At 59.0% G+C, this 12,925-nt stretch carries 18 protein-coding genes; 1 reads left to right on the plus strand and 17 read right to left on the minus strand.

What is annotated here, in order from left to right; translation table 11 throughout:
- Window positions 1–75 precede the first annotated feature (75 nt).
- Window positions 76–2,274, plus strand: a complete 2,199-nt coding sequence (locus I2G40_RS05995; RefSeq protein ID WP_117746619.1) for a transglycosylase domain-containing protein — start codon at window positions 76–78, stop codon at window positions 2,272–2,274.
- Between the two features lie 189 nt (window positions 2,275–2,463).
- Here I2G40_RS05995 and I2G40_RS06000 read toward each other — a convergent pair whose 3' ends face one another.
- The 17 genes from I2G40_RS06000 to rplR form a co-directional block, all read right to left on the minus strand.
- Window positions 2,464–2,901: an arginine repressor gene (locus tag I2G40_RS06000; protein ID WP_006235280.1), complete on the minus strand. Its 438-nt coding sequence runs from the start codon at window positions 2,899–2,901 to the stop codon at window positions 2,464–2,466.
- A 132-nt stretch (window positions 2,902–3,033) separates the two neighbouring features.
- Window positions 3,034–4,074 carry a glycosyltransferase family 2 protein gene (locus tag I2G40_RS06005; protein ID WP_195544481.1) on the minus strand — a complete coding sequence of 347 codons (1,041 nt, stop codon included), beginning with the start codon at window positions 4,072–4,074 and terminating at the stop codon, window positions 3,034–3,036.
- Between the two features lie 161 nt (window positions 4,075–4,235).
- On the minus strand, window positions 4,236–5,060 hold the full coding sequence (truA, locus tag I2G40_RS06010) for a tRNA pseudouridine(38-40) synthase TruA (protein WP_055287449.1): 825 nt from the start codon (window positions 5,058–5,060) through the stop codon (window positions 4,236–4,238).
- A 92-nt stretch (window positions 5,061–5,152) separates the two neighbouring features.
- On the minus strand, window positions 5,153–5,620 hold the full coding sequence (gene rplQ / locus I2G40_RS06015; protein ID WP_055287451.1) for a 50S ribosomal protein L17: 468 nt from the start codon (window positions 5,618–5,620) through the stop codon (window positions 5,153–5,155).
- A 30-nt stretch (window positions 5,621–5,650) separates the two neighbouring features.
- Window positions 5,651–6,592: a DNA-directed RNA polymerase subunit alpha gene (locus tag I2G40_RS06020; protein WP_006235276.1), complete on the minus strand. Its 942-nt coding sequence runs from the start codon at window positions 6,590–6,592 to the stop codon at window positions 5,651–5,653.
- Between the two features lie 32 nt (window positions 6,593–6,624).
- Window positions 6,625–7,221, minus strand: a complete 597-nt coding sequence (gene rpsD, locus I2G40_RS06025) for a 30S ribosomal protein S4 (RefSeq protein ID WP_006235275.1) — start codon at window positions 7,219–7,221, stop codon at window positions 6,625–6,627.
- 19 nt (window positions 7,222–7,240) lie between these two features.
- Window positions 7,241–7,645 carry a 30S ribosomal protein S11 gene (rpsK, locus tag I2G40_RS06030; protein ID WP_006235274.1) on the minus strand — a complete coding sequence of 135 codons (405 nt, stop codon included), beginning with the start codon at window positions 7,643–7,645 and terminating at the stop codon, window positions 7,241–7,243.
- A 14-nt stretch (window positions 7,646–7,659) separates the two neighbouring features.
- On the minus strand, window positions 7,660–8,034 hold the full coding sequence (gene rpsM, locus I2G40_RS06035) for a 30S ribosomal protein S13 (RefSeq protein ID WP_022094275.1): 375 nt from the start codon (window positions 8,032–8,034) through the stop codon (window positions 7,660–7,662).
- 14 nt (window positions 8,035–8,048) lie between these two features.
- Window positions 8,049–8,162, minus strand: a complete 114-nt coding sequence (gene rpmJ, locus I2G40_RS06040; protein WP_195544482.1) for a 50S ribosomal protein L36 — start codon at window positions 8,160–8,162, stop codon at window positions 8,049–8,051.
- A 150-nt stretch (window positions 8,163–8,312) separates the two neighbouring features.
- Window positions 8,313–8,531, minus strand: a complete 219-nt coding sequence (gene infA, locus I2G40_RS06045; protein WP_035137443.1) for a translation initiation factor IF-1 — start codon at window positions 8,529–8,531, stop codon at window positions 8,313–8,315.
- A gap of 104 nt (window positions 8,532–8,635) precedes the next feature.
- Entirely contained in the window at window positions 8,636–9,424 is a 789-nt protein-coding gene (gene map, locus I2G40_RS06050; protein WP_195544483.1) for a type I methionyl aminopeptidase, read from the minus strand.
- A complete protein-coding gene (locus I2G40_RS06055) occupies window positions 9,421–10,047 on the minus strand; it encodes an adenylate kinase (protein ID WP_006235269.1) in 627 nt (208 codons plus the stop codon). The genes map and I2G40_RS06055 overlap by 4 nt, the downstream gene beginning before the upstream one ends.
- A gap of 18 nt (window positions 10,048–10,065) precedes the next feature.
- Window positions 10,066–11,352, minus strand: coding sequence for a preprotein translocase subunit SecY (gene secY, locus I2G40_RS06060; protein ID WP_195544484.1), 1,287 nt, complete (start codon window positions 11,350–11,352; stop codon window positions 10,066–10,068).
- Window positions 11,346–11,795 (minus strand): 50S ribosomal protein L15, encoded by a 450-nt coding sequence (gene rplO, locus I2G40_RS06065; protein WP_006235267.1) that lies wholly within the window; start codon window positions 11,793–11,795, stop codon window positions 11,346–11,348. Before rplO ends, secY begins: the two co-directional genes overlap by 7 nt.
- Before the next feature lie 3 nt (window positions 11,796–11,798).
- On the minus strand, window positions 11,799–11,981 hold the full coding sequence (gene rpmD, locus I2G40_RS06070) for a 50S ribosomal protein L30 (protein WP_006235266.1): 183 nt from the start codon (window positions 11,979–11,981) through the stop codon (window positions 11,799–11,801).
- Between the two features lie 2 nt (window positions 11,982–11,983).
- Window positions 11,984–12,508 (minus strand): 30S ribosomal protein S5, encoded by a 525-nt coding sequence (rpsE, locus tag I2G40_RS06075; RefSeq protein WP_006235265.1) that lies wholly within the window; start codon window positions 12,506–12,508, stop codon window positions 11,984–11,986.
- 14 nt (window positions 12,509–12,522) lie between these two features.
- Entirely contained in the window at window positions 12,523–12,891 is a 369-nt protein-coding gene (rplR, locus tag I2G40_RS06080; RefSeq protein ID WP_006235264.1) for a 50S ribosomal protein L18, read from the minus strand.
- Between the last annotated feature and the right edge of the window lie 34 nt (window positions 12,892–12,925).

Below are 12,925 nucleotides of genomic sequence, written 5' to 3' on the forward strand. Positions count from 1 at the left end.
TCGTGTAATAACTTATGTCCATCCTGCCCCGACGGCACATCCGCCGTCCGGCACGACATACCTGGAGGTCAATATATGGGTCCTCGCCAACGACAGGGACGCAGCCGTTCAAAGACGCATGCCCTGCCCATAATCCTGCTCTCGTTTTTGGGCTTTTTGCTGATTGCGGGCGTGGCATTTGGCATCGGCATGGTCGGCAACGTCAACCGCTGGCTGTCCGATCTGCCCGACTACACCGACGCCAACGCGTATCTGGTGAGCGAGCCCACCGAGATCGTCGACTGCAACGGCAACAAGATCGCGAGCTTCTACACGCAAAACCGCAAGTCCATCACCAAGGACAAGGTCTCCCCCTACGTGCTACAGGGCACCGTTGACGTCGAGGACGAGCGCTTCTACGAGCACGGCGGTATCGACCTGTGGGGTATCGCGCGTGCTGCGGTGGCAACCCTCGGCGGCGGGCACGAAGGCGCCTCGACTATCACCCAGCAGCTGGTGCGCAACACCATCCTGCAGGAGGAGCAGTTCGACTCGACCATCGAGCGTAAGGTGCGCGAGGCCTACATCGCCGTAAAGATGGAGGACATGTACTCCAAAGACGAGATCCTCATGATGTACCTCAACACCATCTATTACGGTCACGGCGCCTACGGTATTGAGGCCGCCGCCGAGACCTACCTGTCCAAGAGCGCCGCAGACCTCACCCTGAGCGAGGCCGCGCTGTTGATCGGCCTTCCCAACTCGCCCTCGCAGTACGACCCCACGGTCAACCCCGACCTGGCGCTGTCCCGTCGCAACAAGGTCCTCGACAACATGCTGCGCCTGGGCCACATTACGCAGGAGGAGCACGATGCCGCACAGGCCGAGCCCATCACCCTCAACGTGACCGAAATCTCGGGCAGCGGCGTTGACGTATACTCGCAGCCCTACTTTGTCGCCTATGTTAAGCAGCTGCTGGAGCAGGAGTTCTCGACCGACGTGCTCTTTAAGGGCGGCCTGACCGTCAAGACCACCATCGACCCCACGATGCAGCAGGTGGCAGAGAATGCCGTTCGCGAGCAGCTCGACACGCTCTCGCTCGACGGCCTGGACATGGGCATGGTCGTCGTCGACCCCAAGACCGGCTACATCAAGTGCATGGTGGGCGGCTACGATTACAACGCCGACGAGAACCACGTAAACCATGCCACGGCCAAGCGTCCCGTCGGCTCCACCTTTAAGGCCTTTACGCTGGCAACTGCCATCCAAAACGGCATGAACCCCAACGTCACCCTCAACTGCAACTCGCCGCTCAAGGCCAAGGGCACCACGACCGAGGTCCAAAACTACGCCAACCATAGCTATGGCAACATCACGCTTAAGCAGGCGACGGCATACTCCTCCAACACCGGCTACATCCAGGTGGCGGAAGCCGTCGGCAACAGCAAGATCATCTCGCTCGTCAAAAAGCTCGGCATCGATCCCGCCAAGGACAACATCGAGGACGTTCCCGTCATGACCCTCGGCACCGGCTCGATCTCGCCGCTCGAGATGGCCGCCGCCTACGCGACGTTTGCCAACGGCGGCTACTATCGCCAGCCGATCGCCATCACCGAGATTGACTCTCGTACCGGTTCGGTGCTGTACCAGCACACCGACAATCCCTCACAGGTACTTACCGAGGGCGAGGCCGCCGCGGTCACCGATGTTCTGTCCGGCGTCATGAAGGGCGGCGGTACGGGTGCTGCCGGCGCCCTGAGCGTCAACCAGCCCTATGCCGGCAAGACGGGCACCACCGACAACACCACCAACCTGTGGTTCTGCGGCTATACCCCGCAGCTGGCGTGCGCCCTGTGGACCGGCTATTCCGCGGGCGAGATTCCCATCCAAAAATACGGCACAGACCTGCTGGGCGACAGCACCAACCTGCCTGTCTTTAAGCGGTTTATGAACACCGTTCTGACCGGTACCGAGCGCGAGGAGTTTGCGACCGGAACGGCGCCCACCTACAAGAACAACAGCGTCTGGAAGTTCTACGGCACTAACAACACCAAGAAGACGGAGAACGACGACAAGGACGAGAACGAGGACGAAGAGGAAACCACCACAACGACTACCACGACGACCACGACCACCGAGACCACGGGCGGCGACACCACCGGCGGCACCGGTACGACCGGTGGCTCGACGGGCGGCTCCACTGGTGGTTCGACCGGCGGCGATGGCGGCACGCCTACGCCTACGCCTACACCCACTCCCGACCCCTCGCCCACGCCTGACGATACGGTTGGCTAGAAATTCATCCGGCCATTAGCAACAAGGCCCCCGAGCAGCTTATTAAAGTGCTCGGGGGCCTTTTAGTTTAAAGCGACCTGGTGGACGGCCTTTATACCGGCAAACAATATAGGGGGTACCGACCAACGTCGATACCCCCTTACAAGCCACCATGTCACGCACACAGTGCCGAGCGCACGACCCGCACGCCTACTTGCGAGAATTGCTCAGCTTATTGATCAGCGCCTCGAGACGCTCGCCGTCCTCGGCCGTCTGGGCAATAACCAAAATCGTATCGTTGCCGGCAAGCGAGCCAAGCACATCGGGCAACTCTGCCGCATCAACGGCGGCGGCGATGCCGGAAGCCGTACCAGGCTGAGCCTTGATCATAACCAGATTATCGGTGCGCAGAACGCCCGTTACGAGCTCGGAAACCATACGCTGCAGGTGCAGGTCCTCTGCCAGAACATAGATACCCTCGGGGAGCTTACGCAGCCCCATATCGGCAATATCGCGAGAGACAGTCGCCTGCGTGCAATCAAAGCCCATAGCGCGGAGCTCATCGACCAGCACGCGCTGCGTGCGGACGTCCTTATTGCGCACAATATCTCTAATGGCATCCTGGCGCCCATTGCGTTTTTTAGCCATACAAACCCTCTCTCCAAAAGATGGCGGAGACAATCAATCAGTGACTGAATAGTTTAACGCTATTTGAAGGCTTTTGTGTATAAGAACGCATTTCGAAACAATTCTATGCAAATTTGTTTCGAAATGAGCCGTTTAGGCGGTTTTTGCGCCCGTTCGGTTAAGAAAAGCTGCCAGATGCGTACACATCACGCAGCGCGCGGGCTTGGCGCTGGCGATCGGCCCAAACAACAAACCGAGTCCCCGATGGTTATCCTTGAGCGCGGCGACCATCTGACGGGTTCGAGGCGCCTCGAGCATATCACGCATGCGGGCGGAACGCTCGATTGACGACACTCCATGCGGGCTAAGACACAAATTCTCGATGCAGGCGACCAGTCCGGCAAAGTAGAACTTTTGGCTTGCCAGCTTGAGCCGACCACCGCTATCTGCTTCCGAGAGTGAGTCCGCAAGCTCGTCGAGCGCTCGAGTGTCATCGGATATCCTGGCATACATGGTGGGATCAAAGGCATCTGTAAGCTTAGGTGCCACCGCGTGGAAACAAGCGTCGCCGCAGCCGGACACGAATCGTGCCTGCGAGAGCGCATAAGCCATAAACTCAACCGTACGGTACGCCTTGCCGCGCGACAGGCATGCCTCAAACAGCGGACGGCTATACATCACGCCAGAGGTCTGAGCGACTAGGCCGCCCAAAATCAACTGGGCCAGCCCAGTCACCATAGAAGACTCGTCTTCTATGGCAATAGAGGCAGCATCCAAGACGCGCGAATGGCGTTCTCGATGTGCATCATAGCGGTCGAGCGACACCGTGGGGAACACTATGTCTGCCGCAGTATCGCACGCGATATCGACCATCTTGGAAAGGGACTGCGGAACAAACCACTCATCGGCGTTCATAGCGATGATTTGAGAGCCGCGCGAGACAGCAAAACCGGCACGAAGGCAAGCGCCGCGCTTCGCGTCCTCGACGTCAATCAAATCAATATGGATGTCCCTGTCGGCAGCAACTTGAAGCGAATGGCGCACACCGGGCGCAGCATCGCGGCAAACAACGACAATCTGCAAATCGTAGAGGTCTTGGTTCTGGATACTCTCGAGCGCACGCATCGCATAGCTGGGCGAACCTTCTACCACAAGGATCACCGAAAGTCGCGGATGCGAGCCACGTCGAACCAAGTTATCCGTCCTCTCGACAGCAATGAATCAAACCGTGGTTCATGGTACACCCCGGCAATAAAAGCAATGAGACACCGGTTGTATTGCACGCCAAGAACAGATGTTGCACACGCGCAGCCCACAGATAATGGGTGTCGACGCACGACGCGTCGAGCCCTCCCCTAGTCGAGCACGACGAGCTCGGCGGGATCGTAATCCACGCCCATAAACGTAAGGCCGCAGGCAGGAGCCGTGGGGCCCGCAGCGGTACGGTCGCAAGCATCGATGACCTCGCGCATCCACTCGGGTTCACGGCGATGCATGCCAATCGCGACAAGCGTGCCAACGATCGTACGGACCATCGAATGCAGAAACGCATTGCCCTCGATGGTAAACGTCAGGATGTCCTCGCCAAACGCAACCTCATGGCCAAACTCGGCGCGCATTACGCAGCGGTGCGTAGGTTTGCCCACGGCAGAAGCAACCTTGCAAAAGCTTTTAAAGTCCTGCTCGCCCAGCAGCGCGGGGCAGGCAGCAGACATAGCCTCAACATCCAAGGGATAGCGATGCCACCACACCGCACCGCGGGACAGCACGGGGCGCGCATCTCGATCGGCAATACGGTACGTATACGTACGGGAACGCGCGTCAAAACGTGCAGAAAAGCCTTTACGGGCCTTGTAGACCTCGTTGATGGCGATATCTTTGGGCAGCAGGGCATCCATAGCCCGCAGCCACCTACGGCGCGTTAGGGCGAGCTCAGCGTCCGTTACGGGCACGCTGATGTACTGAGCCACGGCATGCACGCCGGCATCGGTGCGACCCGCGCACGTCAGATCGATCGGACGGCGAAGCAGCGTCTCGATGGCTCGACGCAGCTCACCCGCAACCGTCGTCTGTCCCGGCTGCTCGGCAAAGCCGCTATAGGACGAGCCATCGTATGCCACGCGGAAAACGAGCGTGGCATCGAGCTCTGGAATCGAATTGAAATCAGACGGCGCGGTCATGGGCGCTCCCAACAAACAGGCAATGGCATTTCGACAAAAAAAGAGGGGTACGCGAACGTACCCCTCGAATATAGCCTATGCAGACGGATTGTCTACTCAGCGGTCTCCTCAGCAGGAGCCTCCTCGGCAGCCTCGACCTTCTTGGGAGCAGCGGCCTTCTTGGGGGCCGGAGCAGCCTTCTTGGCCTTAGGCGTGCAAGGCTCGGTGACGAGCTCCATGATAACGATGGGAGCGTTGTCGCCCTTGCGGTTACCGAGCTTCATGATGCGGGTATAACCGCCGTTGCGATCCTGCCACATACCCTGGGCAGCCTTGTCGAAGATCTCGGCAACGAGCTGCTTATCGCCGAGCTTGGCGATAGCCAGACGACGAGAGTGCAGGTCGCCCTTCTTGGCCCAAGTGATGATCGGATCGACGACCGAACGCAGCGCCTTAGCGCGGGTCTCGGTGGTCTTGATGCGGTCGTTCTCGAAGAGGGCCTTAGCAAGGCTCTTCTTCATGGCCTTGGTGTGGCTCGCATCGGTGCCGAGCTTCAGGCCCTTCTTAACGTTGTGACGCATGGTCTAGTTTCTCCTCAAATATGCGAAGCATTAAGCCTTCAGGCTCAGGCCCATGGACTCAAGCTTGTCCTTCACTTCCTCGATCGACTTAACACCGAAGTTACGGATGTTGAGCAGATCGTTCTCCGAGAACTCAACGAGCTGACGGACCGAGTGAATGCTGGCGCGCTTAAGGCAGTTGTAGGAACGGACGGAAAGGTCCAGATCCTCGATCTGCTTGTCCAGCTCGGCGTTGTCGTTGGTGACCTCGGGAGCGAAGATCGAAGCCTCCTCCTCGACCTCGGGGGTCTCGGCAAGGTTCATAAAGGCGGCCATATGCTGGTTGATGATATTGGCAGCCTGGACCACGGCGTCGCGCGGGGCGATGGAGCCGTTGGTCTCGATCTCGAGGACAAGGCGGTCGTAGTCGGTGTGCTGACCGACACGGCAAGCCTCAACGAGCTTGGCGCAACGGGAAACCGGCGAGTACAGCGAGTCGACGTGGATCACACCGATGGGATCGTTGTCGCGCTTGTTGGCCTCGCCAGAAACATAGCCGCGGCCATAGCCGATGCGCATGCTCATGGTGAGATGGCCACCCTCGGTGAGCGTAGCAATGTGCTGCTCGGGGTTGACCAGCTCAAACTCGGACGGAATAAAGAAGTCCGCACCGGTGACCTCGCAGGGGCCGTCAACCGAGATGGTGGCGGTCGCCTCGTCGGTCGTGCCGAGAGCCCTGAAGACAAGACCCTTGACATTCAGGACGATGTCGGTGACATCCTCGACCATGTTAGGGATGGTCATGAACTCGTGCTGCGCACCATCGATCTGAATAGCCTCGACGGCGGCACCCTCGAGCGAGGACAGAAGAACGCGACGAAGGGAGTTACCCAGCGTATCGCCGTAACCACGCTCGAGCGGCTCGACGGAGACACGAGCAGACGTCTCGTTGATCTCTTCGACCTGAACCTGAGGCCTAATGAATTCTGACATGTATTACCTCCAGCCTCAGCAGCCCGGATGGACTACTTAGAGTAGAGCTCGACGATGAGCTGCTCGTTGATATCACCGCTGATCTGCTCACGCGTCGGCAGAGCGAGCACGTTACCAGACAGCTTCTCGATATCGACCTCGAGCCAGCCAGGGACCTCAAAGCGCTCGGAGGAAATCAGAGCCTCCTTGATGGGGAGGAGGTCACGGAACTTCTCGCCGACAGCGACGACGTCGCCGGCCTTGACGCGGTAGGACGGGATGTCCACGCGCTTGCCGTTCACAGTGAAGTGACCGTGACGGACGGACTGACGAGCCTCTTTGCGGGTGCGGGCGAAGCCAAGACGGAAGACGACGTTGTCGAGGCGAGACTCAAGAATGATCATGAGGTTCTCACCGGTGACGCCGTTCATCTTACGGGCCTTGTTGAAGTAGCCGTGGAACTGCTTCTCCAGAACGCCATAGATGAACTTGACCTTCTGCTTCTCGCGCAGCTGCATGCCGTACTCAGATTCCTTGCGACGGCGCTTGGGCTGACGGATAGATTCCTTCTTGCTGCTGTAACCGAGCTCAGCGGGATCGATCCCGAGCTGACGGCAGCGCTTAAGAACAGGAGTCCTGTCGATTGCCATATTGATACGATCCTTTCAGTTACACGCGGCGACGCTTCTTGGGGCGGCAGCCGTTGTGCGGAATGGGGGTCTTGTCCTGGATGCTCGAGACCTCGAGGCCAGCAGCCTGGAGGGAGCGGATGGCGGTCTCACGACCGGAGCCGGGGCCCTTGACGAAGACGGAAACCTTCTTCATACCGTGCTCCATGGCCTGCTTGGCAGCAGCCTCGGCAGCCATCTGGGCAGCGAACGGCGTGGACTTACGGGAGCCCTTGAAGCCCACCTGGCCAGCCGACTTCCAGGAAATGACGTTGCCCTGGGGATCGGTGATCGAAACGATCGTGTTGTTGAACGTAGAACGAATGTGAGCCTGGCCCACGGAAATGTTCTTACGGTCCGCGCGCTTCAGACGGGCAGCGCGAACGTTCTTCTTAGCAGTAGCCATCTATCTAGCGCTCCTTATTTCTTCTTCTTAGCACCGATCTGACGCTTCGGGCCCTTGCGGGTACGAGCGTTAGTGTGGGTGCGCTGGCCGCGGACCGGGAGGCCCTTGCGGTGACGAAGGCCGCGGTTGCAGCCGATGTCCATAAGGCGCTTGACGTTCTGGTTGCGCTCACGGCGGAGGTCGCCCTCAACCATGATCTGGTTCTTATCGATATAATCGCGGATGGCGTTAACCTCATCCTCGGTGAGGTCCTTAACGCGCGTATCCACGTTAACGTTGCACTCGACGCAAATCTTCGTCGCAGTGGTGCGGCCGATGCCGTAAATGTAGGTCAGACCGATCTCAACGCGCTTCTCACGCGGGAGGTCGACACCATTAATACGGGCCAACGTAGTCTCCTCTCTTAACCCTGACGCTGCTTATGACGGAGGTTCTCGCAAATGACGAAGACCTTGCCATGGCGCCTAATGATTTTGCACTTATCGCACATCTTCTTGACCGAAGGACGTACCTTCATCGTTCTTCCTTTCGGTAGCGCTCAAACTACTTCCCTACTATCTACTCGCCCAGCCGCAGGCGTTTAAAACTATGGCTGGTCTTCACACACAATCCGACCGTAGGTTGAGCTAAGCCTGCAGTCGGAAATGGAGTGCGTGTATGCGTGCCGCTATTTGTAGCGATAGGTGATGCGGCCGCGGGTCAGGTCGTACGGGGAAAGCTCCACGACAACCCTGTCACCGGGGAGAATACGGATGTAATTCATTCGGATCTTGCCAGAAATGTTGCACAGAACCGAATGACCGTTCTCGAGCTCGACCTTAAACATGGCGTTGGGCAACGGTTCCTTTACCGTACCCTCGAGCTCAATTGCGTCTTCCTTCTTCACAAGCAATCATCTTTCTCTAGAAAACGACAGCGATTGAGTATTCTACAACACGTATGCACGCATCGTAATAACTTCGTAATGGCTCCACAACTAAATGGAACTTGTTACATTTCTCCGCCTTGGAGGGAGCACCAAGCACCTTGGGCATCCGTGGTGAGAATCACCGGACCGTCATTGGTAATGGCGACGGTGTTCTCGTAGTGCGCGGCGGGCAGGTGATCGTTGGTCGTAACAATCCAACCGTCGGAGCCCGTGCTCACATGGTTGGAACCCATCGTAACCATCGGCTCGATGGCAATGACCATGCCGGCCTGGAGGCGAACGCCCCTCCCCTTCTTTCCATAGTTAGGAACGTTGGGGTCCTCGTGCATCACGCGGCCAATGCCATGGCCTACATAATCACGAAGCACACCGTAACCGTGAGACTCGGCGAGGGACTGAACGGCATAACCGACGTCCCCGATATGGTTACCGGGAACAGCCTGCTCGATGGCTGCCTTAAGGCAATCGCGCGTGACCTCGCACAAAGTCTTGGCTTCGGGCGTGGGGGTGCCGACGAAAAACGTCCAAGCGTTATCGCCGACCCAACCGTCGACAACGGCTCCCGTATCGATGGAGATGATATCGCCATCGCGCAGGATCATGTCGGGGTTGGGAATACCGTGGACCACGGCATCGTTGATCGATGCGCAAATGGTCCCCGGGAACCCGCCGTAACCCTTAAAGGCCGGGGTGCCGCCATGCATGCGGATAATCTGCTCCGCGAGCTGATCGAGCTCAAAGGTGGAAACGCCGGGGCGCACCATGGCTCCAACGTGGCGGAGCGCCATCTTAGATAGCGCTCCTGCCTTCTTCATCTGCTCGATTTGCGTTGCAGACTTAATCTTGATCATAGACCGAGAGCCTCTTTGACATCCCCGTACACGGTCTCGCGAGCCTGGTCACCGTTGACCGACTTGAGCAGACCCTGGCCACGATAGTAGTCGACGAGCGGGCTCGTGGACTTCTCGTAGACGTCGAGACGGTTCTTGATGGTCTCGGGCTTGTCGTCGTCGCGCTGATACATCTCGCCGCCACACTTGGGGCAGGTAGCATCGGCAGCGGTGCCGGTGTAACCGCATGCGCGGCAGGTGCGACGCGAAGACAGACGATCTATAATGACCTCGGGGGCCACATCGACCAGAAGGGCGCAGTCGATCTCGCGACCCATGGCGGAGAGCTCGGAATCGAGCGTCACAGCCTGGGCGGTGTTGCGCGGGAAGCCGTCGAGGATGAAGCCCTGCTGGGCGTCATCGGCGGCAAGGCGCTCCTTGACAAGGTCGATCACGAGCTGGTCGGGAACGAGCTCGCCAGCGTCCATGTACTTCTTAGCCTGAATACCAAGCTCGGTGCCACCCTTGACGGCAGCACGCAGCAGGTCGCCCGTGGAAATGTGGGCGACGCCAAACTCGGCGACGAGCTCCTGTGCGACGGTGCCCTTACCGGCACCCGGAGCTCCGAGCAATACGAGGTTCATGAGCAATCCTCCTCTAGCCTATTTAAAGAATCCATCGTAATCATACATCTTGATCTGGCCTTCGAGCTTATCGACCGTGTCGAGCACGACGCCGACCATGATGAGGATGGACGTGCCGCCAAATGCCTGGATCAGATGGTTACCCGTGAAGGAGAAGATGATCGAAGGCACGATGGCGATGAGCGCCAAAAAGACAGCGCTGGGAAGCGTGATCTTGTTGAGCGCGTTCTTGATGTAGGCCGCGGTAGCCCTACCCGGACGGACGCCCGGAATAAAGCCGCCCTGCTTCTTAAGGTTATCGGCCGTTTCATCGGGGTTGAACACCATGGAGGTGTAGAAGTACGCGAAGAACACGATGAGGACAACGTTAAGCACCCAGTTGAGCCAACCGGTCGAAAGCGCGGAGGCAACTGCCTGAATCCAGCCGATGCCGGGGAAGAACACGGCAATCTGAGCCGGGAAGTACAGCAGCGCCGAAGCGAAGATGATCGGCACGACACCCGCGGTGTTGACCTTGATGGGCAGGTAGGTGGTCTGGCCACCCATCATGCGACGGCCCACGACGCGCTTAGCGTAGGAGACCGGGATGCGGCGCTGGCCGCGCTCAAGGAAAACAATCAGCGGGATAACCAGCAGGATGATGGCGCAGATGATCACCATGGTGATGATGCCACCGGCATTGCCCTCGGTGCTGGAGAAGATAGCCTGCGGCAGACCGGCCATGATGTTCGCGAAGATGATCAGCGACATGCCATTGCCGATACCGCGCTGGGTGATGAGCTCACCAATCCACATGATCAGCATGGCGCCCGCGGTGAGCGTACCGACAATCATGAGGTCGAAGATGATCTCGGGAGCGCCGGCGCCATTGAAGCTGATGCCGAAGCTCTTAAAGAGGAAGAGGTAACCCACGGAGTTGAGGATTGCCAGAGCCAGGGTGAGGTAACGCGAATACTGCGTAATCTTGGTCTGACCGACCTCGCCCTCGCGGGCAAGCTCATGCAGGGAAGGCACGACGGCCTGGAGCATCTGGAGGATGATCGAGCTGGTGATGTAAGGCATGATGCCCAGCGAAAACACCGACACATAGCTCAACGCGCCGCCAGAGAAAAGATTCAGGAGGGCCATAGCACCTGCGGCGACCGAATTGTTATCGGTCGAGAAAAGGCCCAGCATCCCCTGGAAGGGAATGCCGGGCACAGGAACGTGCGCACCAATGCGGTACACGACGAGCATAGCTATGGTAAAAAGAATCTTTTCGCGCAATTCTTTGATGCGGAAAGCATTCTTAAGACCATTTAGCACGGCAGCTCGACCTTTCCGCCGGCGGCCTCGATCTTGGCCTGCGCAGAAGCGCTGACCTTGTCGACCTTGACCGTGAACTTCTTGGTGAGCTCACCATTGCCGAGCACCTTGACGGGCTCGAACTCGCTCTTGGTGATGCGAGCGGCCTTAAGAGCGGCACCGTCGATCACAGCGCCGTCCTCGAACTTGCGCTCGAGACGCTCAACGTTAACAGCGGTGTACTCGATACGACGGGGGTTGCGGAAGCCCGGAAGCTTGGGCAGGCGCATGGCCAGCGGAGTCTGGCCACCCTCGAAGCCGGCACCCTTGGTGCCGCCAGAGCGGGAACCCTGGCCCTTCTGACCGCGGCCAGAAGTGGTGCCGTGACCCGAAGAATTGCCACGGCCGACGCGCTTGCGGTTCTTGGTGGAACCGGGCGCGGGAGTAAGATCGTGAAGCTGCATTTGCTACTCCTCTACAATCTCGACAAGGTGCTTGACCTTGAAGATCATGCCGCGGACGGACTCGTTGTCAGCAATCTCGCGAACCTCGCGGATCCTGTGGAGACCGAGGGCACGGACAGTACGGACCTGGTCCTGCTTGCAACCGTTGGTGCTGCGGACCTGCTTGATCTTGATGGTGTCAGCCATGCTTAGTTCTCCTTACCGACGAACATCTCAGAGACCGTCAGGCCACGGCGAGCCGCGACGTCCTCAGGGCTGGAGAGCTCCTTGAGGCCCTCGACGGCAGCCTTGATGATGTTGAGGCCGTTGTCGGTACCGAGGGACTTGGACAGGACGTTCTTGATGCCAGCAAGCTCAAAGAGGGGACGCACAGCGCCGCCGGCGATAACGCCGGTACCCTCGACAGCGGGCTTGATGATGATGCGGCCGGCACCAAAGTGGCCGAGAACCTCGTGCGGGATGGTGCCCTGCTCGGTCACCGGCACGTGGAACATGTTCTTCTTGGCATCGAGAGATGCCTTGGAGATGGCCATGGGCACCTCAGCGGACTTGCCCATGCCAACGCCGACGTTGCCCTTGCCGTCGCCAACGACGACGAGAGCGACGAGGCTCATGCGACGACCACCCTTGACGGTCTTCGACACGCGGTTGATGTAAACGACGCGCTCCTCGAACTCGGAGGCCTCGCGCTGCTGCTTCTGATTACGAGCCATGTGCTACATACCTCCTAGAACTCGAGACCGGCGGCACGAGCGCCGTCGGCGAGGGCCTTGACGCGGCCATGGTAGATACGGCCACCGCGATCGAAGGCGACCTTGGTGATGCCGGCCTCGATGGCGCGCTTGCCAACGAGCTGACCGACCTTCTCCGCAGCCTCCTTGTTCGAGGTGTGGGTGCCCTTGAACTCGGCCTCGAGGGTCGAGGCAGAGACGAGCGTCAGGCTGGAGCCCTTGCTGTCGTCGATGATCTGGGCATAGATGTTGGCGTTAGTACGGGTCACGCGAAGACGCGGACGCTCGGAGGTACCCGAGACCTTGCCGCGAACACGACGCTGACGACGCTTGAGGCCTTCCAGCTTCGCCTTATGCTTGTTCATACGTAAACTCCTAAAAAGGTTGATCTTGCCAGCA

It is taken from the genome of Collinsella aerofaciens, assembly GCF_015558785.1.
Taxonomy (GTDB): Bacteria; Actinomycetota; Coriobacteriia; order Coriobacteriales; family Coriobacteriaceae; genus Collinsella; species Collinsella aerofaciens_P.